Origin of the sequence: Spiroplasma endosymbiont of Cantharis lateralis (assembly GCF_964030855.1) — a bacterium.
Taxonomy (GTDB): Bacteria; Bacillota_I; Bacilli_A; order Mycoplasmatales; family Mycoplasmataceae; genus Spiroplasma_A.
The window spans coordinates 107882-129301 of record NZ_CAXIQF010000003.1 but is presented as its reverse complement, the minus strand read 5'-3'; the positions used below and the strand labels follow the sequence as shown (position 1 = coordinate 129301).

The following is a 21420-nucleotide window of genomic DNA, read 5'->3' as shown; positions in this document are numbered from 1 at the left end:
TACTTCATTAATCTTCTAGAACCATAGATTTTAACTTCATTTTTATAAACATCATTAATTCTCAAAACCAAACCTCAATTAATTGCCTTAATTTTTGGTTTACCTTTTGATAATCAATCATAGTAAGTACTTTTTGCTAAATCAATTATTCTACAAAGTCTTCTAATTGCAATATTTGGGTATTTAATTGTAAAGTTATAAACTACTTTTGATTTAAATGTATTTAACTCTCACTTATTTACTTCTTTCTATCAATCATTTCTCTTAATTCTTTAAACATTTCATCTCTTAATTTTAAGTCTTCACTCTCTCTTTTTGATTTTTTAAGCTCTCTTTTTAAATTTATAATCTCCTCATTATTGGCTTTAAAGGATTTTTTAAATCCACTTCTTCCATTTTCGTCATAAATTTTTATTCAGTTTTTCAATCTTGATTTATCAATTCCTACTGCTTTTGAATACTGTGCTAATAACAAATTAGATTTGTAAAAATTTAATACTAATTCAATTTTTTGATTGATTGAATACTTAGTCAAAATAAAACCTCTCTTCGTTCACAAATATTTTATATCAATATATAAAGTATTTTTAAAATGTGTCCGAAAAAAGGTTACACTACATTTTTATTATTTCAGTTAAATGAGAAATATGCTCCAGTTAATAAAGCTGAAGTATACAATAATCCAGTTAAACTTACTAAAGTCAAATTATAATTAAAACTAACTATTTTTCTATCACTATTTTCAATTATTCAACTTAGATTTTTAGCAGATGAACTTATTAAACCTACCCATACTGAATGTTTTTGAGGAAATAAATAACTAAAAATAACAACGCCTTTATTTATAGACATTAAATCAATTGGTAATAAATTATCTGAAAAAACAATGCATAAAATAATAATAATTATTGTTAAACTTTGTGATAATGCAATACTTTTAATCAGACCACTTATTATTGTTCCAATGGCAATTGATATTAAAATATTTAAACTAATTGCATATAAAATTCCTAATCACTCGCTAAAACTAATTAATGCAAAAGAAGTGGCTATACTTTCATCTATTGGTTTTACGTATAAAAGTCCTAATATCTCAATGGTAAAAAAACCAACTAAAAATGCTATAATTCCTGCTAAGAAATTAAAGGCTCAAATACTTAATAAAAACTCCATTTTAGATACTCCAGCACTATGTACTCTTTTTAAAAAAACTGAATTTTTTCACTCCGAAATAGAAATGTTTACTAAAAATACAATTGAATATGTTGGAATCATCATAAATAAGAATAATTTTGTTGGTTTATAATTAGCATTCATACCACCAGTAAATCATGTAAAAACGCATAAAAAGAATATTGGTATAAAGAATAAATAAACATAAGTTCTAAAATTTTTTAAAATTGAACTTGAAACTAAAAGAAAATTGTTAAAAAAGTTTTTGTTAAATTTAATAAATTTATTATTCATTTTTTTCAAACTCACTTTCATAATATTCAATTAACATTTTTCTTATACTTCCATGTTTTTTGATAATATTTTCAGTTATATCATCTAAATAAACTTCACCATTTTTTAAAATTATTACTCGATCGCACATTTCTTCAACTTCTTCAGGATTATGAGATATTAGCACAATTGTTTTGCCCTCACTTTTTAATTTTTTAAAAAAAGAAATTAATTTCAATTGCATTTTTAAATCCAAACCAGAAATCATTTCATCTAAAAAAATGAATTGTGGATTGTTTATAACCGCTAAAAAGGCATTAACTCTTTGTTTTTGTCCTCCGCTTAAATTATTTAAATCTTTTTTTAAAATTTTTTCTATTTCAAAAATTTTAATTAACTCTTTTGTGTTTTCATCTATTTCTTTAAATCAATTTTGTTTAAAAAACTTAACTAATATTTTAGAATTGACTCCCATTGGTCACATTCCCTCTTGAAATTGAATCCCAACTTTTTTATAAATATTTTTCTCTCCGTCAATAAGTATTTCACCACTACTTGGCTTTATTTGACCAACTATCAGTTCCATTAATGTAGTTTTTCCCGCTCCATTTGAACCTAAAATTCCAAGACATTCTCCATTTTTTATTTCCAGATTTATATTTTTAAGAACCTTATATTTTCCAAAGTTCTTAGATAAATTTTTTATTTCTAACATTATTACCTCTCCATTTTTAATTTAATTCATTTAACTTCTTTTGTAGCATTATTTTGAACTTTTATATAAAGTTCATTGGTATTATTTGGAATATCTTTTACAAAATAATTGTTAGAGTTAGTTTCACCAACTCTAACTAGTTTATTTTCTTGTTTAAAATAGACTTCATAATAAGAATAGATATCTTTATCTTTTAATAAATTTTCAAAATTAAGTCTAATATTTTGAAAATTATTTCCTCTATCAATTAACAATTCTGATTGAGCTTTTAACTGTAAATTATCTTCTAAATTTTGAGTAATTTTTTCATAATTTACTGCTAATTGTCCTATATTAATTTTATTTTTTTCCTTTGAAGATTTAAATTGTAAACCAATTTTACCTATTATCCCTCCAGATGGTGTTATAGTAGTTTTTATTTCTTTTCAACCATCATCTAAATTCTTAACATCTATATTTGAAATAGACTTTATATTTGAATTATTTGATTTTATTTCTTCATATACTACACTTTCATTCGAAACTCCATTATTTGATCTATATACAATTGAAACTGTTAAAGGTTTATTATCTGTATAATTACTTCCCATAATCATTCAACTATAATTTTTGCTTGTATCAAATGTGGCCTCTTCAATTTCTCCATCATTTTTAATTGCATTTTGTTTTTTCGAACCTAGTGCAATTGAATTGCCTTTCAAATAAGGATTAAGATAATCATAATAACCAGTAATATCTGCAAGTTTTTCAATTTGTTGTTTTTGGCCAGTACCATCGTTTTGCAAAATCATTCATTTATATGTAGGTTGCACGTCAGCTATATTAGTATTACTTCACGGATAATTTTCTTCAATAATTCTTTCTTTTTTATCATTAAATGAAACAAATTTTGACCCATTACCAGTTGAAAAATTTGTAAAGAATGATTTATTAAAATCATTCATAACTGTTCTTTCATTTACTAAATTTCCTACTCCATAACTTAAATCATTAGGAGGCAAGAAAGTTGAATCATTATAAGAAACAGATCCCTTATCATCATTTGATAACTGTCTATTTCTTCCAGTATAAATCATGTCATCATAATAATTTTGTAATGTCATTCCATAAAGATCAGTTTCCTGATTAGGAACTGTATTATTAATTTTATCCATCTCTTGTTGTGCTAAATCACTTGCCGTATGTGCAGCAAAAATAGCTAAAGAATTATGAGAATTAGCTTGCTGTGCCCCTTTTTTAATATAGGTTCATTTATTATTATCTTTATCTTCTCTTTCTTTTACAACGTCACTTAATTTATATTCATTTCCATTCTCATCAAAATGTTTATAAACAAGATCTCTAAGATCTCTTTGACCTATTTTGTTTTTATCATAAAATATTTGCCCATTGATTCATCCACCCAAATTATACATATTGAAAATTTTGTGCGAATCTTTTTCAATTTTATTTTTCTTGATATAATCAAGAGATTTATTTGTAGTAATTCCAAAATCACTTAAAAAATAATCAGTATTTTTTTGAAGAGCTTCGGACTCTTGGTTTGCTGTTTTACCAGTTGAATCTAATTCCAAATTACCATTATTTTTATATGAAAATAATACTAATTTCTTAATATTTTCATCTTTTGAGTCTTTAATTTTTTGATTTCATTGTTTCATAATTTCAATAACAATTTTATAACTTAAAATATAACCATCTTCAAAATAACCATTTGGTTCATTGTTTCAAAATCATCCATCAAATCCTAAATCAACTGCCATATTAATTAAAATATCTACTATTAGATAATTTCCTTTAGTATCCTTTTTTAAAAATTTTTCTAATATATCCTTTTTTAGACCATGATATCCATCCAAAAAAATATTTCCTAATATTTTGGTTCCATTTATATGAGCTTTTTCAACTTCATTTTTTCCTGGAGGAACAATGATTCCTTCATCAGCCGCTCCTGCTCAACTAACCATAATATCATTGTATTGATAATTATTAAAACTTCTTGAATAAGTTCTTTTATTTCCAATAATAGTATTTTCATTAGAAGTACTATTAATAATTGTTGTCATATTCATTTGCTGAATTTTTTCGTCTTGAGATTCAACTCATTTTGAAGCAACATTGGTTCTCTTTTGAAGTTCAATTCTTGATTTATTATACTTAGCATCTAAATCATCTTTGTAGTTTCATTCTAGTATACTATTTACCTTATCAAAAATTTCATTTCTTTTAATTTCCATTATATCTTTTTTTCTATTACCATTTGGTAAAAATTTTGAATTTAATGGTACACCAGTTGGCGCTTGTTTTAAAACTTCTAAAGCTGTTTTAAAACCTGTATTTAAATATTGTACTGTTCCTTTTTTTCGGACACCTATATTTTATAACTAACTCTATTATTATTATAAAAATATTGATACATTTTCAAATTATAAATATATTCATTTACAACATTGTATTTATAACCTTCCTTGATCGCTTCTCTTTTAAGAGTACTTCAAAAACCTTCAATATATCCATTGTCCGTTGATCTACCAATTCTAGACATACTTAAGCCAAAATCAAATCACATTGTAGCTAAGCGATATTGATAAGATTTAAATTCTGAGCCATTATCAGAGTGAATAATTGAGTTTGGTTTAAATGTTCCAAATTCATTAACCATATTAAAAAATGACTCTAATACTAATTTCATACCTTTAATATTTTTAGTTACCAAACCATAAACTTTTTTAGTGTTTACATGATAAAAGGCGCAAGTGTATAGTTTGCATCCTGCTATTATTTTCTCGGTAATATCAACAGAGAAAATATCTCCATAATTTTTCAAATCTGTTTGATATTTAAATAATCTAGGATACTTACCATTTTTTTCTGGAGTAACTGATTTATTCTTTTGTATTTTATAGTTATTAGGTTTTAACTTTAAAAACTTCATTAATCTTCTAGAACCATAGATTTTAACTTCATTTTTATAAACATCATTAATTCTCAAAACCAAACCTCAATTAATTGCCTTAATTTTTGGTTTACCTTTTGATAATCAATCATAGTAAGTACTTTTTGCTAAATCAATTATTCTACAAAGTCTTCTAATTGCAATATTTGGGTATTTAATTGTAAAGTTATAAACTACTTTTGATTTAAATGTATTTAACTCTCACTTATTTACTTCTTTCTATCAATCATTTCTCTTAATTCTTTAAACATTTCATCTCTTAATTTTAAGTCTTCACTCTCTCTTTTTGATTTTTTAAGCTCTCTTTTTAAATTTATAATCTCCTCATTATTGGCTTTAAAGGATTTTTTAAATCCACTTCTTCCATTTTCGTCATAAATTTTTATTCAGTTTTTCAATCTTGATTTATCAATTCTTACTGCTTTTGAATACTGTGCTAATAACAAATTAGATTTGTAAAAATTTAATACTAATTCAATTTTTTGATTGATTGAATACTTAGTCAAAATAAAACCTCTCTTCGTTCACAAATATTTTATATCAATATATAAAATATTTTTAAAATGTGTCCGAAAAAAGGTTACACTACACCTGTATTTAAATATTTATAATTTAAATAGCTATTTTTTTCTTTAATTTTTAGTTCTATTTCTTCATCTGACACTGATGAAGGAATATCATGTAATATCCTTTTAGTTTTATCATAGTATGGTTCCTCTTTTTTCCAGTTATAATCTGATATTTTTGAAAGATCTGTACCATAATTAACCTTATTGTTTCCACAAGAAACTGTATATACTAAAAAAGGTATTACTACTGTTACTGATAACAATATAAATACTATTTTTTTCATTTATTTTATTCCCCTTAAAATAAATTTAGCAAAAAAAAAAAAAAAAGTAAATAACTTTTTTTAATTATTATTCAATTCACTCCAATAATATACTTTTTTTAAATCAATGCTTCTAACTGACTTACTTTTATTCCATATTCTGTTTTAGGTACAGTTATTTCTAATTTCATACCCTTATAAGTCTTAAAGTTTATTCAACCCAAACCTGAAATATGTAAGTCTATTTTTTTCTCGTCATTGTATACAAAAGTATGAACTTCAAAATCACTGTCACTTGAAAGTAATCTTGGAGATAAATTATAACGATTCTTTTTAAAGTATTGTTGAGCATTTACTTTTTTTGTTCTATGTAAAGGCATTTGTTTATTGATATAAAAGTGAAAATTAGTTTTAGTTGGTTTATGATTCTTTTCATTAATTGCTTGACCTTCAACAAAACTAAACCATGCAAGTCCTCCATAAAAAATTGACTGACCAGCATTTAACTGATAAGTAACTTGTTTAATTTCTTTTTTAAAAAAGAAGAAATCTCAATAATTTGGTGCAGTTGCAATAGCTATATGATTGTGTTTTACAAGACCAGGTGTATCATAAACAAAATTATTTTCTGTAAAGTTAATTTTAATTTTATCTAAAGTTGTATTAACATATTTTGAAGTAACAATTGATGGAATTTGATTATTATATGTTAAACAAGCATTTATTAAACTTGATTTACCAGCATTTGAAATTCCAACAATATATTGATCATATTCTACTGATTTTAATTCATTTACTAATGGAAAAATATAGTCAGCTTTAAGAGATGAAGTAAAGATAATTTTTGATCCAGAAATTGGTGAATCTTCAAAGAATTTTTTAACATAGTTTAAAATTTTTAATTTTTTTACTGCTTTTGGAAATAAGTCAATTTTATTAACTAAAATAACAACTTCCTTTTTTGATATTAATTTTTCTAATCAAGTTAATCTACTCCCAGGTAAATCAAACATATCAACTACATAATAATATCTAATTTTATTTTTAGTTTGATTTATTTCATCAATAATATCAATAAAATCCTTATCATTTATTTCTTGTTCTACTAATTTATTGTAGTACTTTATTTTAAAACATCTTAAACATAAATCTTGTTTTTCAATATTTAAACTAAATCCTGGTAATCTTTTATCAAGAGTTTGCAACTCTTTTCCACAACCAATACATTTTTTAGGTCCTTGTGATTGATAGTTTGTAGTATTACCAATACCAGGTTTAGCTTCTGTTAAACTAACTTTACTTCTTTGTTTAATTTTAATTAATTCTGGTTCTTCACTATTAGCATTAATTTGTAAGGCTTTATCTTCCAAATCTTCTAATTGTTTTTCAATTTCATTTAATTTTTCATTATTAGAGAATTTCATAGTTACCTCCTATTTCTCCTTCATTATAGAATCCCTCATGTAAGATATTCCTTTGTGATAATTTCTTCAAAATATGTTTTTCTAAAAACTGTACTGTTTTACTTTCTTCTTTATTTCTGCTTAAAGGTGATACTAAGATACTTTTAATATGTGCTCTATTTGCAACAAGTACATCTGTAACAAGTTGATCACCTATTATAATCATTTCTTCTTCTTTATATTTAAATAGTTTTTTAACTAATTTCATCTTACCTAAAAGTGGTTTTTTACAATCTCAAAAGTAATTTTTAATCCCTGCTTTTTTTGCAAAATTTTCAACCCTACTTCTAATATTATTAGAAAATAAGACAAATTCCATATTATGCGAATAAACATTTTTAATAAAATTTAATACATTTGGTGAAGGAATTCTTTCATTTCACCCAATTAATGTATTATCCATATCACACATTATTAGTTTTATTCCACTATTTTTTAGTGAGTCCAAATTTATCTTTTCATAACTTTCAAGATAGATAGAGGGTTTAAAATAATTTAACAATAATAAATTTCTAGATTTTTTATTTGACATTAAAAACACCTCACATTATTAACTTAATTATACCAATTTTATTGTTTTATCAATCTTAATCTTTTTTAATATAAGTATTTTTAGCATAAGGAACTTGTGTAAATTCATATACAAAAGATAAAAATTCCAAAACTTTTAAGACATCATTATAGCAATGGTCAATTACTCTTTTTATGTTCTTATTCATTGCTTTAAACTCTTCATATTCCATTTTTCTATTAACTGATCTTGAAAAAAATGAGTATGCACTACAACACATAGTATAAATATCATCTTTTTCATCTTTGAAGATATTTTGATTAATATCTTCAAATCAATCAAAGAATTTTTTAGTTCCTGTTAAAGCAATCATTTCATCACTTTGCTTTCCTGCAGGTAGATTTTCACGCTTTCAAAATTCTTCACCTAATTTATTAGTATTTGAAAATGAAAAAGTATTCTCTAAAATATCATAAATATCAAAATAATTAGCATTTAATTCTTTACTATCTTTATTATAAAAAGCCATTTTTAGTGTTTTTCTTGCAAATAATCTTTTATTATCATTAATTCATTTATTAATGATTTTTACATCATTGCTTGCCCCAGCACAAACAATTGTTCTTATTTCCTTATTTCGACACATATTCAAAAATGAAATAATCATTTTTGAATATTGATCAAAAAAATCATATGATTTATCATTAAAATTTCTTTTAATTGTAATTGATTTAATTGCTTTTTTATTATCTCTATTTGAGATCTCTTTTAAAGATTTGGCAAAAGAATACTGTATGACATAAACTAAATCTTTATTATTGTCATCGTATAGTTTTTTCTCATTTTCACCATTATCATGTGAATGATTAAAAAACTCAGTATCTAAAACAATTATTGGAAACTGAATGTTTTCCAGAATCTTTTTAGAACCTTCCCTGTCAAATCTAAAGTTTTGGTTTTCATTAAGTAAAAAGAAGCCCTCATCAATTATTTTTATTGAATTCCTTTTCATTTTAATACCTACTTTAAAAAGATAATATCATATTTTTAGGTATATAATTTTGATAAATATAAGTTATTATATTTATAAAGGTGAAAATAAATGCAAAATTCAAATAATTTTAAAAAATATTTAGATGAAATTTCAGTAAAATGATTCAAAAATTTTATAATTGAAAAAATTGAAAGTTTTAGAAATGGTTTTATAGAAGAAAATGACCCAGGTTTTGGAGACTTTACTCCTGATTTAAATGTCACATCTTATATTTTAAATAATGTAAAAACTGATATTGAAACTATTAGCAAATATAGTGATATCAAGGAGTTTATTGAAAAATATAGTTTAAATATCAAAAATAGTGAAGATCTTAAAAGTATTGGTAATGCTGCCCAATCAGAATTATTAGAAACAATAGAAAAAAATCCTAATAATATTCAAGAAAAAATAACTGAATTGATAATGAAAATGCAAATAAACAATATAACTAAAAATCTAGACAAATCTTTAAAAATTATTGAAACTTTACTTAATAAATTAGGTGAAGATACTTCAATTAATGAAATTGAATATGAAGATTTAGAGTATATTCTTCAAAATAATTTAGAAAAAACATTGAAAAAATTAAAACAATGAAATCTTGAAAATCCAAAACAAAGTGACTTTTATAAAGAAGAAATGGTTATAGTTGAAAATGATCCTGACTTTCAAAAAAGAAAGGAAGCAAGTGAAATTATTGAACATTACTTTGGTAATATAATTGGTCAAGAAATTGAAGAGAACGAAATTGAAGGACTTTCCGTTGAAAATATTAATGAAAACTCTAAGATTATTATATTTAATAAAGGAATCATGATTAGTGAAGAACTGCGTGGAAAAATTGAATTAATTAGCTGTATTTTTAATAATAGTAAAGAGTTTAAAAAAAACAATGTCTAAGGACATTGTTTTTTAAATGAATTTATACCTAAATCCATCAATAATCATAAATTCTTCTTGAGTACTACTATCTTTTTCAAAAGTTATTTTACCTGTTAAATCTAACGATAATTTTGTTTTTGCTGATCAAGTTAGTTTAGAAATAAATGCTTTTTTTTGATCTTCATTTAATGTACCATCAATTTCATAGTCTCAATCGCCTTTTTCATTCTTTTTCTCTAATACTTTTAATCTGAAATTAATTCCATCAATTATTTTATTTATAAAATTAAACGTTTCACTTTTATTTAAAGGATTTGAGTTAGTTAAGGATGCTAATACTTTTCCCTGGTCTTTTCATCCTTTTTTTATAGTTAAAGCTAAATCTGATTCAACTTTTGTACTATAAGCACCATCAACATTTTTAACAACTATTGAGTTTAAAAAAATATTTTCTACAATAATTGTCATTCCTGTAAAATCATAAGAATTTTCTATTATATTTGGATTATAAATTTCTGCTAATATCTTTATAAATTCAGCTTCAGTTGGATTATCTAAATCTAATTCAACTTTATTATTTGCTATTTTATTTGAAGATAAATTTGATTCAAAACCATTGTGCTCTCATGAATCATTTATGAATTCTAAATATTCAAGATTATATAATTTAATAGTTTCATTATCTTTAAAAAATATATTTATGTCATTTGTAAAACCCGTAAAACTTTTCGATGCAATAGAAATTAATGGATCACATGAAACACTCATAATTGCGGAAGTTGGTATGATAAATAAACTAGATAGTATATAAATTATTTTCTTCATTTTCTTCCCCTTTTATATTAATTTCTATAGAAATTTTATCAATTTTTATATTATCTATATTAAAACTTTTCAAGTTAATTGATTCATATTCTTCTTGATTATTTTCTAATTCCTTTTCTTCTATTTCATTATTATTTAATTTAAACTCTAAATCTTGTTGATAATAATAAAATAAGTTTTTTACAATATTTATTTTTTCCATTTTTTTTGTCTTATCAACATCTTCAAAAGATATTTTTAAAATATTATTTATCTCTTTTTCTTCTGTATCTTTTTCAACGATTTCTTCAGTTTCAATGTTAACTGATTCAGCTAAAAGTAAATTTTTAATAATTTCTTCATTTAAAATAAATTCTTTATCAAAAAAATTAAATTCTGTATTAATCTTTTTATCTTTCTTTTTATCAATTATTTCTAAACTATTTTGTTTAGATAAAAGAATTAAATTATCTTCTTTTCTATACTTTCCAAAAAAATATATATTTTTTGAATAATCTAAACTTAACTCTAGATTTGAATAATCATAGAAAATATTTTCCTTTTCATTAGGTTCTATATTAAATCATTGAGCCAAATCATCCAAGGCATATTGTGTCATTATTCTATCTTTTATATTATTATCATTTCCAACATTACCATATTCGTCTGAACTAAGTTCATTACCAAAAAAAGTATTATCTCTATCACAAATAAATTCATCACAATTTAATTTTAATTCATTTCCATTTAAATTAAGTAGTTGCGCTTGTTTTTCAATTTTAGTTTCTGGTTCTGGAATCTCAAGTTTTTTTTCTAAATCAGGAAACATAGAAAATTCCTTTATTTTAGTGTTATTCTGATTATTAAAAACTGTTTGAAATGCTTTATTATAGTTAGTTTCATAAAATCTATTACTATTTTCAGTGTTTCCACAAGCCACAACGGCAGCTGTTGTTGAACTTAGCAAAGTTACAACACTAAAAAAATTAATTATTTTTTTCAAATTTATCACCTTTTAAAATTATAACAAATAAAAAAAGAAATTTATATTCAGTTAATTTTAATTATCAAAGTATAAGCAAATAAATTTCCATTTATATATTTTTACGATTTTATATAAAATGTATTGTATTTTTAAAAAATTAGTTTCATTTTTTATTTTAACTCTTATACCTTCTATTAGATTAAAAATATATTAGTAAATCTTTAATAATCTAGTTTTACTACTTAAGATATTTTATAAGTTTTTATAATGGCGAACATCTTCATTCCTCCAAGTCTAGACTCGCCTTGTATGTGAGTTATTTTTTAATACACTATTTTAATTTAAAAGAATATAATGACTGTCAATAAATCACTTATTAGTTCTTAATTTTTATTAAACCACAAATAAAATTTATATATTAGACCATACTAATAAAATAATTCATTTTAATTAAAATATTTTTATCAATATAATAATTTAAAAAATTTACTTGAATAAAGATTTTGTTTTATTCAAGTAAAAAACTTATTAGTTCTAACTATTTTAAATTATATTTATTATTTGTCTTTAAAATTTTAGCTCTTTACTTTTTAATAAAAAAAAAAAAAAAACTCCTTGTAAACTTTAATGATATCTATTCATTTTGTATACTTAGAGAACTAATCTAATATATTTACTATTATTATTTTACAACACCATCTTCTCAGAAATTAATTGCTAAAATATTTTTTATATATCTTATTGATATTTCCAAATCATTTATTGGTATTTTTAAATGACCATTTGTATTTCCAGTTGCAATATTAACTAAAATTAATTGAGGAATTTCAGGTTCAGAATTAATAAAATCAATTGGATCCATATTTTTTATTTCTTCAAAACCAGAGTTTTCGTATAATTCTCTTTTAAAAGAAAGAATTCCAGTTTCCATTCAATTTTGAATTAATCAATCTTTAATTTTATTATTTAGTTCAGCTATATCATTTATATTTGAAGAAATAATTTCTAATGATCATTTAGGAAAAGTTCTTATTAATTCTTCTAAAGATTTAATAATTAAAATTTCTCTAAAAGTTTCACCACTATCACTTTTACCTTGAATCATACAAAATGATGTACCCTCTTGAAATGTTACTTTACCTAAGCTTGATTTTTTTAAATTATAAACTTTCTTTTCCATACTAGCCCCTTTGAAATACGATTAACAATATTATACACTAACTTTTTATTAAAATTAAATATAAAAAATTGCTAAATCAACGAGTTGATAAAATTATTTTATTCTTTAATTATTTTTTTATCTTCATAATTATCAAGATAAGTTTTTGCAAATAAAATTCCAAATAATGAACCTATTAATAAAAGTGAATTACTTAATCCCATTAATAAAAAAAATATTAAAGACAAAAGTATTGAAAGCTCATCACCATTTTTAAAAACTCCAAAAATTATTGCAGGTAAAATTGAAATTATAAGTCCTACACCACTCGCACATAAACCAAAGATGTAACCAAATCTTTGAGATATTGATTTTCTCGAATTAATAAAAATTAAAATAAAAATTAAAATAATAAATGATATAAAAGTTACTAATAAAATTGTAATACCAATACCTTTTATTAAACTTAAGCTTGCATCTAAATTTGTTTGTAATCATTTTCCTAAATCTAAAAAATATTTATAGCTACCTTCCATAAGAGGTTTTATTGATATTAATAAAATAGAAATAACCATTACATTTATTAATAAAGTAAGGATAAGATATATAGAAATGTTTGATAAAGTTCGTGAAAGTCTTAACATGATAACTCCTTTTAATATGAATTTAATTTTAGCATTTTAAATATCTTGTTTATATTTTTTTTAAATATTAAAAATAAATACTTAAACTAAAATTTCTTTTTCTAATCATTGAATTGCTTTTTCAGTTATTTTTCTTCCTTTAAAAGTTTTCTCAACTAAAAAGTTTCTAATTAAAATTGGTTCAATTAATTTTATAATTATTTGTTGCTGTAATCCCATTACTTGTTGAATGGTTTCAATACCTAATACTGAATGTTTATATAAAAGTTTTAAATAAGAAATTTCTTGATTGGTTAATCCAAATTTATAAATTTCCAATTTTAAAAAAATACTTTTAATAATTTTTATATCAATATTTTTAAGATCTAAAGTAATAATATAATCATAAATTCTTTTTAAAAGATTAATTGCAACTCTTGGAGTATTTTGACAAAACCTTGAAATATAATTTATTACTTCTTTATTTAAATCTATTTCTAACTTCTTACAATTTAATTCAATTATATCTGCAATTTCATTTTCACTATAATGTTGAAAATGAAATAATATGGGAAATCTATTTTTAAATGGTTCGGCTAATTTATTTATTTCTGTTGTTGCACCAACTAAAGTAAAGTTTGCAATTTTATATTAACAACTTTTGATTATATTCTTTACCTACAATTATGTTTAACTTATTATCTTCTAGCACTGGATATAAAATTTCAAAAACTTCTTTTGAAACAGAATGAATCTCATCAATGAATAAAATTTCATTTTCTTTTAAAGATGTCAATGGTGAAATAATATCACTTGGTTTTTGTAAACTTTGACCATTTAAAATATAAATTTTTTTATTTATTATTTTAGATACTAAATAAGCTAAACTTGTTTTACCTAAACCAGATGACCCATGAATAAGAATATGATCTAAATTTTTATTTCTTTTTTGAGCAGACCTTACAAATATATTTAAATTATTTATTATATTTGTTTGTCCAATAAATTCCTTTAAACTATTTGGTCTAAAAACATTATTTTCCATAATTGTTTAAACTTAAAATTGTTTTAGATAAAAGAATTTCTTCACTTAAATTTAAATCAATATTTTGAATAGCTTTATAAATGTCAGATAATTTATATCCAAGTTTGTTTAAAGAATTTATTACATTCATTTGTTTTAAACTATATTTCTCATTAAATAATTTTAATCTTATTTCACTGATGACTTTTTTAGAAATACTTTCAGATAAATTACAAACTCTACTTAAAGAATTTATATCCTGCTCTTTGCAAATTTTAATGAAATCTAAATGATTTAAATTTTTAAATATTTTTTTAATAGTTGTTATTCCAATATTTTTAATATTTAGAATTAAATCTGCTAAATCTCTTATTGATTTACTTTGAAAAAATAGTAAATCATTAGAATAATCATTTTTATAATTTATAACATACAAAATAAGCATTTTGTTTAGTTGTAAATTCTCATTAAAAATTTTGTAACCTTTATAGCCAATATTATTAACTTTTAATAAAATAAAATTTTCATCTTGTTCTGTTATAGTGCCTTCCAAATAATACATTAAAGTATCACCCCTATTACATAATCGCTATAAAATAAAAAAAACAAAACAAATTTTGTTTTGAATATAATTTTTTATAATAATTTAAATTTTATCAAGATAAGTATATTATTCTTCGTATACTATTTTTATTTTTCTTTTTTTATTTTGTTCTAATTTTTCAATATTTTCTTTAAAGAATGCAATTCTTTCTTCTTTAATTTGACTTGCTCTTTTTTTATCAATTGGTCTCTTTTCCATTGCTAATTTTATTTTTAAATCTTCAACAGTATAGTTTCTTCCATTATTTAAAATCTCATGAATTCTGGCTTTATTTTTAATTGCCTTTTTAATTTCTTCAGGTAAATCACCTAATTTAGAAGATCCCGTACTATTTGACTTTCTTAATAATTCAATTTTTGTAATTTGATTATTTACTACTGCTTCTGGTTTACCAACAGTTCTACCACTTTCAAGTTTTTCTAATGATCCAAGTGAATATAAATTGTTAATTGAATATGCCTTTTTGTCCTTCTTTTTCATTTCACAATTTCTCCTTTAAAGTTTTATTATTACATTTAATTATATCTTATTTGCTTCTATTAAGGTTATAAAAAATAAAATAATTATTATTTTAATTAACAAAATAATTTATATAGATTTATAAAATATTTTAAGAATATGATGAAATTACAAATATTAGTTTAAAACCAATTTCAAAAAAATAAAAAAAAATTTGATTTAACCAAATTTTTTGTTTTGTTTTTGTTTGTAAATACGTTTTTCTTTTTTACTTAAATGATATTCACGTTTTCTTGCTTCTGATTTATTTGAAGCAGCTACTTTTTGAAAACGTTTTAGTGCTTTTTCAATTGGTTCACCTTCGCGTACAACAACACTTGCCATTTTTTCAACTCCTAGTCAACAATAATTATAGATTGTAAATTGCTTTGTGTCTATATTTTTTGCAAAAAAAGTGAAAAAAATGATAAAAAAGTAGATAATATTTAAAGAAATGGGTAAAAATTCATGAAAAAACAAATAAATTTAATAGTTACAGGAGGAATTGCTGCTAGTAAATCTCTAAAACTATATCAATTATTAACAAAAACATATGAAGTTAAGTTAATAATAACTAAAAATTCTAAAAGGTTTGTAAATTTTGGTGATATTGACTATTTAGAGGACATATTTGATAGAGATTTCTATGACTCACATCATTATGGTGAGCATATAAAAATCGCCTTTCAAAGCACTCTAAATGTGGTTTATCCTGCTTCTTACAACTATATTGGTAAAATTGCCAATGGAATAGCTGATGATTTAGCTAGTTTAATATTTTCTGTTTCAAATTACAAAACAATTTTATTTCCAAGTATGAACTCAAATATGTATTTAAACCCTATTTTAGAGAAAAATAAGAATATTTTAGAGTCTAGTGGAAATGTTAAGTGAATTGAACCAAAATATGGTAAATTAGCAAGTGGTCATGAAGGAATTGGTAGATCATTAGAACCTGATGAAGTAATAAAAGTTATTGATTTCGAACTAAACAGTTTTAAAAACTTATCAAATAAAACAGTTCTACTAAATTTTGGTAAAACTAGAAGTTATATTGATAAAGTTAGATATATTACAAATGCAAGTAGTGGCAAAATGGGATCTGAATTAAAAAAAATCCTAAAAACAAATTGTAAAGAGTTAAAAACTGTCTTTGGTGACACATTAGTGGCAAATATTTCAGATAATGATAATATTTACGTAAAAACAAACTCTGAAATGTTAGAACAAATGTTAAAAAACTTTGATAAAGCAGATATTGTCATTTGTGCAGCTGCTTTATATGACTTTGAAGTTGAAAATTATATTGATAAAAAAATAGAAAAAAGATCTCTTTCAAACAAGGATTTAAATTTAACCCTAAATCCCGCAATTGATGTTTTAAAGGAACTAGGAAAAGTTAAAAAAAATCAATTCCTGGTTGGTTTTTCCTTAGCAAATGATTTTGATTTAGAGAAAGCTTGAAAAAAAGCACAAGAAAAAAATCTTGATATGTTAGTAGTAAATTTAGCAAGCGCTATGGAATCAAATAGTAATGAGATTAAAATATTATTAACAAAAAACAAAAAAATTATTGAGTTTAATAAGGCAAAAAAAAGTGAAATTGCCTTTAATATTATAAAAACAATTAATGATAATATTTAAAAAAGAACTATTGAAGTTCTTTTTTAAATATTTTTTTCTTATTTTTATTTGAAATAATAAAATTTAATATTTCAATCTTTTCTTTATTGTTATCAAAGATTGAAAAAATCATAGTATCTTCTTTTTTTTCAATTTTTTCAAAATAATCGAATAAGTTTATAGCATTATTACTGTTTTTAAATTTAATAGTTAAGTCTTTTTGAGTTAAGTGATAACTAAGAATATTTTTTATTCCTCCAAAATCTTCAATTAATTTATAAATTGAATCTCTCAATAACTTAGCATTTATAATATCATTATTTTCTTCTCTATTAAATTTCTTAAATCAAAAGAAGGCAACAATAAATATAAAGATACTTGCAATAACTCCTACTATTGGAATTATTCATATTTTTGTATTTACTCCATTTGCAGTTGGAATAATACCACTTAATATAAAATCAAAAATACCAGTTGAAAATGATGTTCCTAGTTTAACTTTAAACAACGAGGTTAACATTGCTAAAATACCATTTAAAGGACAATAAATAGCAAAATAAAATAAAGGCATTGAATAACAAAATAGATATTCTACAGGTTCTGTTACTCCTACAAGCATAGCTGTTAAAGCAGCTGTAATGTAAATGCCCATTTTTGATCTTTTTTCCCCTTTTGGTGTCATTAATAACAAAGTTAGTGATAAAGTTGGCAGAATAAAAATTGAATTTATATAACCTCCTGAAATAAATCTACTTACTCTTAAACCAACATTTCAACAATCATCAACGGTAATATATTTATTAGTTGAAACAATATTTCAAATAATTTGATCTCCACTTGGATTTGATTGAAAAATACTTTCAGTTTCTTTAAATCAAATATTGATTCGATTTTCAATTAATTTAAAATCATTCTCTCCTAAATAATTTTTAAAAATAGTAGTAATTTCTTCTTGTCCGAATCCCTTTTCTTTAATATTTAAAAGTTCAGTTACAATAGCTAGATTTTCACCATTTGATTCTCTTAAAAGATATTGAATTAATAAGTCTTGTTGATATGAATTTAAATCTCCACCTACTTGGGTATATCACATTGGCGATTGTCAAAGTAAATTTGAGCCAAATGGTATTAACATTCTTTGTATTGTTCTAAATATAAAAGCATCTAATCCAATTGGTGATTTGGCAACAACACTTCCCATCATGGACAAAACATAACCAAATATTGGTCATACTATTATAAAAAAAGAAGCAAAAACCATTGAAAAAATAATAGTTAAAATTATTACAAATCTTTCTTTAGCAAAAAATTCTAAACCCTTTGGTAAATTTATATCTTTAAACTTCTTATAAATAAATGTAACATAGGTTCCAACAAGAATACCACCAATAACTCCAGAATTAAATGTTTCTAAACCACCAAAAAATAATTTTGAAAGATAGAGATTTTTTTGCAAGTCCTTTCAAAATCAAATATCAAATAAGTTTTTATTGACTGAATTATCTTTAATTGAAGCTCAAATAAAAACATTAAAGACTAAATAAGATAAAATCCCACAATAAACAGCAACTCCCTTATTTGAAGTAAAACCTATAATAATTGCTAGTGCAAATCAAATACCAATATTTGAAAATAAAATATTGCCGATATTAATTAGTAGATCTACTTTTGTAGCATTTCCAATCGATAAAATAATTCCAAAAATAGGCATTAAAATAATTACAAAACCAAAACTAGTTCCTAATTTTTTCAAGAAACTTTTTGTTTTATTTTTTGTATATCATGATATATCAAATCCTCTAAATTGAGTTTGGTAATTTTCCATGACTTTTCCGCCTTTTATATGGTTATTTTAGCATAAAAAAAAGATATGTTAATCAACCTATCTTTTAACTAATTTATACTTACTTAAAACTATTTTAGATGAAGTATGATGATTTTTTTTCTTTTTAAGCTCTAACTCTTTTGCTTCATCTTTTGTTATTATATTTAAATTTTTTCTGCTTTCTAAATATAAAATCCTTTTTTCATCACCCTCATATTGATTTTGATTTTTTAATTCAGTTGAAAAATTATTTTTATTTGCAAAAGATATTTTTTGATTAACAATTATTTCTTTTGAATTATTTCTTTTTGAATTAACTATCTTACTTTGATTTTTATTTGTATTGGTTGTTGTAACTGTAATCTCTTTTGTATTATTTACCAAGTTATTTGTGTTATTTTCAACACTAATTTCTGAGTTATTATTAACAGTTTGTTTTTGACTTAACATTTTATTTTCTGTTAAATTATTTACTCCACTCTTGTTTTCAACAATGTTTTCTGAATTATAATTAATAACTTTATTTTTATTAGTTGAGTTTTTCTTATTTACTGTATTATTCTCTTTTTTATCTTTTAGTTGCTCAACATTTTTATTTTCTATGATTACTTGTAAGCTATTGTCCGGTTCTTGTAAAAGTTTTGATTTTTCTTTAATAGAATTTACTACTCTAAAAGCTTTTTGTTTTGAATTTAAGGACCTATTAATTGTTTCTGCCCTTCATTTTCTCTCAAGAATTTGAAAAGTAGTTTCAATTTTTCTTTTTTCTTTTTTAATAGTATCTTCAAAATTTTCATTAAGTTTTCTTTTTCTATTTTCCAGTTCTCTTAATTCAGAAATTTTTCTTTCTTCTCTTAATTTAGTAAGTTCTTTATGAAGGAACTCATTTTCTCTAATTAACTTCTCAATTTGTCTATCTTTAGCTCTTGCTTTCTTTTTAATTTTTTTAATAATTTTTTCAGAATTAGCTTCAAATAATAAGATATTATTTTTTTCTCCAGCTTCAGAAAGTTCAAGATCTTTTTGAAATTTATTACCTGTAATAAGTTCTCTATTATTTTTATTTTCAAATAAATAGTTATTAATTTCTTTAATAATTACATTTGGTTCTGTAAGATTATTACTTTCTTTAGAGTTTTTATTCAATTTACTTTCAGTATTTTTGTTTTCATTAAGTATAAATTCTTGTGAATCCTTATTATTTTTAATTTCTTTTTTAACTGTTGAGTGATTTTGTTCAATACTGTTATAGATTACTTGATTATCAATATTGCTTTCAACTTTTTTCTCAACTTGATGAGTAATTTTATTATCTTTTAAACTATTTTCTAAATCTTGTGCTTTTTTTAGTTCTCTTTTCTCTGATTTATTTCTATATTCTTGTGTATATCTAGATCTGTTCATATTAATCATTTCTTCTTGATAGTCATCAAATCCAGGAACATCAAAAAATGTTTCAAGATTAATTTCTATTGTTTTTAGAATTTCAGAGTTGAATTCACTTTCATCTAAATTACAAAGCTCATGAGCCATTTCTTTATAATCAAATTCACTCTCATCATTATAAAAATTTTCCTCTATAATTTCATCAGGAATTTTATCAATAGTTTTATAAGTAGTTATAGCATTTGATATTTTTTTTAATCTATTATTTGCAAATTTAGCAATATTTAATTTTAACTCTTGGGTAATTTCATCATCTTCAAACTTAGCTATTTCATATTGTTTTTGAGCTAACTTTATTTTTTCTTGTTCTTTTTGAATAGCCATCTGAATTTTTAATTTTTTGCTAGCAATATCTTGCATTTTATTTATTTCTTCCATAGAACCAGTAAAACTATGCAAATTTTCAGAAATATTATTAATTGTTTGATATTTCTTTCTTAATGCCTCTCCATTAGTTTGCTTTTTTTGAAAAATTTGTTGAATTATTAATAGATTAGAATGACGCTTTTGCGAATTTAAATCTTGTTTTAAGTTTGAACCACCACTTTTTTTACTATTTTGATAAATAATAAAATCTTCTATTTCTAAAAGTTTTGTTATGTATCTGCCAATATTTTCTTTTGTTTCTTCACTTGAAGAAGAAAATTCAGTTGTAATAAGGTTTATAGTTGAAGGATTTATATTTAATTCAACTAAATCATCAATTCTCTTTCTGATTGAACTTGGTAAATTATAATCATCCATTTCAAATCCGTACTTTTTCATTGATAACCCCCCTGAAATACAAATATTACCTATATTATATCAAAAAAAATGCCTTTTTATTAAAACCTTTCCTTATGACTTTATATAAATTATGACTTTTAATTAATTATTTATAAATATCAAAAAAAAAAAAAAAAGTTTTAATTTAAGTTAATTGATAAATAAAATTGTTATTTTTGACTAAATTAAGCTAAATTAGCCAAAATTTACCCTTTTTTAGCTA

23 protein-coding genes and 1 pseudogene are annotated in these 21420 nt (G+C 22.6%); 2 read left to right on the top strand and 22 right to left on the bottom strand.

Annotated elements, in window-relative coordinates; all coding sequences use genetic code 4:
• Window positions 1-238 precede the first annotated feature (238 nt).
• The 10 genes from AAHM99_RS01095 to AAHM99_RS01050 form a co-directional block, all read right to left on the bottom strand.
• Window positions 239-535, bottom strand: a complete 297-nt coding sequence (locus AAHM99_RS01095; RefSeq protein WP_342274802.1) for a transposase — start codon at window positions 533-535, stop codon at window positions 239-241.
• A gap of 74 nt (window positions 536-609) precedes the next feature.
• Entirely contained in the window at window positions 610-1467 is an 858-nt protein-coding gene (locus AAHM99_RS01090; RefSeq protein WP_342274950.1) for a hypothetical protein, read from the bottom strand.
• On the bottom strand, window positions 1460-2161 hold the full coding sequence (locus AAHM99_RS01085) for an ABC transporter ATP-binding protein (RefSeq protein WP_342274949.1): 702 nt from the start codon (window positions 2159-2161) through the stop codon (window positions 1460-1462). Before AAHM99_RS01085 ends, AAHM99_RS01090 begins: the two co-directional genes overlap by 8 nt.
• A gap of 2 nt (window positions 2162-2163) precedes the next feature.
• Window positions 2164-4398: an endo-beta-N-acetylglucosaminidase gene (locus AAHM99_RS01080; RefSeq protein WP_342274948.1), complete on the bottom strand. Its 2235-nt coding sequence runs from the start codon at window positions 4396-4398 to the stop codon at window positions 2164-2166.
• Window positions 4399-4532: 134 nt separating this feature from the next.
• The gene (locus tag AAHM99_RS01075) at window positions 4533-5153 is read right to left on the bottom strand and encodes a DDE-type integrase/transposase/recombinase (protein ID WP_342274947.1); all 621 of its coding nucleotides are present in this window, start codon (window positions 5151-5153) and stop codon (window positions 4533-4535) included.
• A 173-nt stretch (window positions 5154-5326) separates the two neighbouring features.
• Complete coding sequence (locus AAHM99_RS01070) at window positions 5327-5623, bottom strand: hypothetical protein (RefSeq protein ID WP_342274946.1); 297 nt, start codon at window positions 5621-5623, stop codon at window positions 5327-5329.
• Window positions 5624-5697: 74 nt separating this feature from the next.
• The gene (locus tag AAHM99_RS01065) at window positions 5698-5970 is read right to left on the bottom strand and encodes a hypothetical protein (RefSeq protein WP_342274945.1); all 273 of its coding nucleotides are present in this window, start codon (window positions 5968-5970) and stop codon (window positions 5698-5700) included.
• A gap of 98 nt (window positions 5971-6068) precedes the next feature.
• Window positions 6069-7373, bottom strand: coding sequence for a ribosome biogenesis GTPase YqeH (gene yqeH / locus AAHM99_RS01060; protein ID WP_342274944.1), 1305 nt, complete (start codon window positions 7371-7373; stop codon window positions 6069-6071).
• Window positions 7360-7944: a YqeG family HAD IIIA-type phosphatase gene (locus tag AAHM99_RS01055; RefSeq protein WP_339031004.1), complete on the bottom strand. Its 585-nt coding sequence runs from the start codon at window positions 7942-7944 to the stop codon at window positions 7360-7362. The genes yqeH and AAHM99_RS01055 overlap by 14 nt, the downstream gene beginning before the upstream one ends.
• Before the next feature lie 55 nt (window positions 7945-7999).
• Complete coding sequence (locus AAHM99_RS01050; RefSeq protein ID WP_342274943.1) at window positions 8000-8935, bottom strand: hypothetical protein; 936 nt, start codon at window positions 8933-8935, stop codon at window positions 8000-8002.
• Window positions 8936-9025: 90 nt separating this feature from the next.
• On the opposite strand from AAHM99_RS01050, the gene AAHM99_RS01045 reads away from it, so the two are divergent.
• Window positions 9026-9859 carry a hypothetical protein gene (locus AAHM99_RS01045; RefSeq protein WP_339031008.1) on the top strand — a complete coding sequence of 278 codons (834 nt, stop codon included), beginning with the start codon at window positions 9026-9028 and terminating at the stop codon, window positions 9857-9859.
• 12 nt (window positions 9860-9871) lie between these two features.
• Here AAHM99_RS01045 and AAHM99_RS01040 read toward each other — a convergent pair whose 3' ends face one another.
• The 10 genes and pseudogenes from AAHM99_RS01040 to rpsU form a co-directional block, all read right to left on the bottom strand.
• A complete protein-coding gene (locus AAHM99_RS01040) occupies window positions 9872-10666 on the bottom strand; it encodes a hypothetical protein (protein ID WP_339031010.1) in 795 nt (264 codons plus the stop codon).
• On the bottom strand, window positions 10638-11648 hold the full coding sequence (locus AAHM99_RS01035) for a lipoprotein (RefSeq protein ID WP_342274942.1): 1011 nt from the start codon (window positions 11646-11648) through the stop codon (window positions 10638-10640). Before AAHM99_RS01035 ends, AAHM99_RS01040 begins: the two co-directional genes overlap by 29 nt.
• A gap of 664 nt (window positions 11649-12312) precedes the next feature.
• Entirely contained in the window at window positions 12313-12810 is a 498-nt protein-coding gene (locus AAHM99_RS01030; protein WP_339031013.1) for a hypothetical protein, read from the bottom strand.
• 98 nt (window positions 12811-12908) lie between these two features.
• The gene (locus AAHM99_RS01025) at window positions 12909-13325 is read right to left on the bottom strand and encodes a hypothetical protein (RefSeq protein ID WP_342274941.1); all 417 of its coding nucleotides are present in this window, start codon (window positions 13323-13325) and stop codon (window positions 12909-12911) included.
• Between the two features lie 189 nt (window positions 13326-13514).
• Window positions 13515-13751 (bottom strand): Holliday junction DNA helicase RuvB C-terminal domain-containing protein, encoded by a 237-nt coding sequence (locus tag AAHM99_RS01020; protein WP_342274940.1) that lies wholly within the window; start codon window positions 13749-13751, stop codon window positions 13515-13517.
• Window positions 13752-13805: 54 nt separating this feature from the next.
• Window positions 13806-13901, bottom strand: a pseudogene (locus AAHM99_RS05615) (Holliday junction branch migration DNA helicase RuvB); the annotation flags it as partial.
• 157 nt (window positions 13902-14058) lie between these two features.
• Window positions 14059-14457, bottom strand: coding sequence for an AAA family ATPase (locus tag AAHM99_RS01015; RefSeq protein WP_342274939.1), 399 nt, complete (start codon window positions 14455-14457; stop codon window positions 14059-14061).
• Entirely contained in the window at window positions 14447-14998 is a 552-nt protein-coding gene (locus AAHM99_RS01010; RefSeq protein WP_342274938.1) for a Holliday junction ATP-dependent DNA helicase RuvA, read from the bottom strand. Before AAHM99_RS01010 ends, AAHM99_RS01015 begins: the two co-directional genes overlap by 11 nt.
• Window positions 14999-15106: 108 nt before the next feature.
• A complete protein-coding gene (locus tag AAHM99_RS01005; RefSeq protein WP_342274937.1) occupies window positions 15107-15520 on the bottom strand; it encodes a hypothetical protein in 414 nt (137 codons plus the stop codon).
• Window positions 15521-15718: 198 nt separating this feature from the next.
• A complete protein-coding gene (rpsU, locus tag AAHM99_RS01000; RefSeq protein WP_020834273.1) occupies window positions 15719-15883 on the bottom strand; it encodes a 30S ribosomal protein S21 in 165 nt (54 codons plus the stop codon).
• A 123-nt stretch (window positions 15884-16006) separates the two neighbouring features.
• Between rpsU and coaBC the strand changes: the two genes are divergently transcribed.
• Window positions 16007-17182 (top strand): bifunctional phosphopantothenoylcysteine decarboxylase/phosphopantothenate--cysteine ligase CoaBC, encoded by a 1176-nt coding sequence (coaBC, locus tag AAHM99_RS00995; protein WP_342274936.1) that lies wholly within the window; start codon window positions 16007-16009, stop codon window positions 17180-17182.
• Between the two features lie 7 nt (window positions 17183-17189).
• Here coaBC and AAHM99_RS00990 read toward each other — a convergent pair whose 3' ends face one another.
• Complete coding sequence (locus AAHM99_RS00990) at window positions 17190-18986, bottom strand: PTS transporter subunit EIIC (RefSeq protein ID WP_342274935.1); 1797 nt, start codon at window positions 18984-18986, stop codon at window positions 17190-17192.
• 57 nt (window positions 18987-19043) lie between these two features.
• Window positions 19044-21197, bottom strand: a complete 2154-nt coding sequence (locus AAHM99_RS00985) for a hypothetical protein (RefSeq protein ID WP_342274934.1) — start codon at window positions 21195-21197, stop codon at window positions 19044-19046.
• Between the last annotated feature and the right edge of the window lie 223 nt (window positions 21198-21420).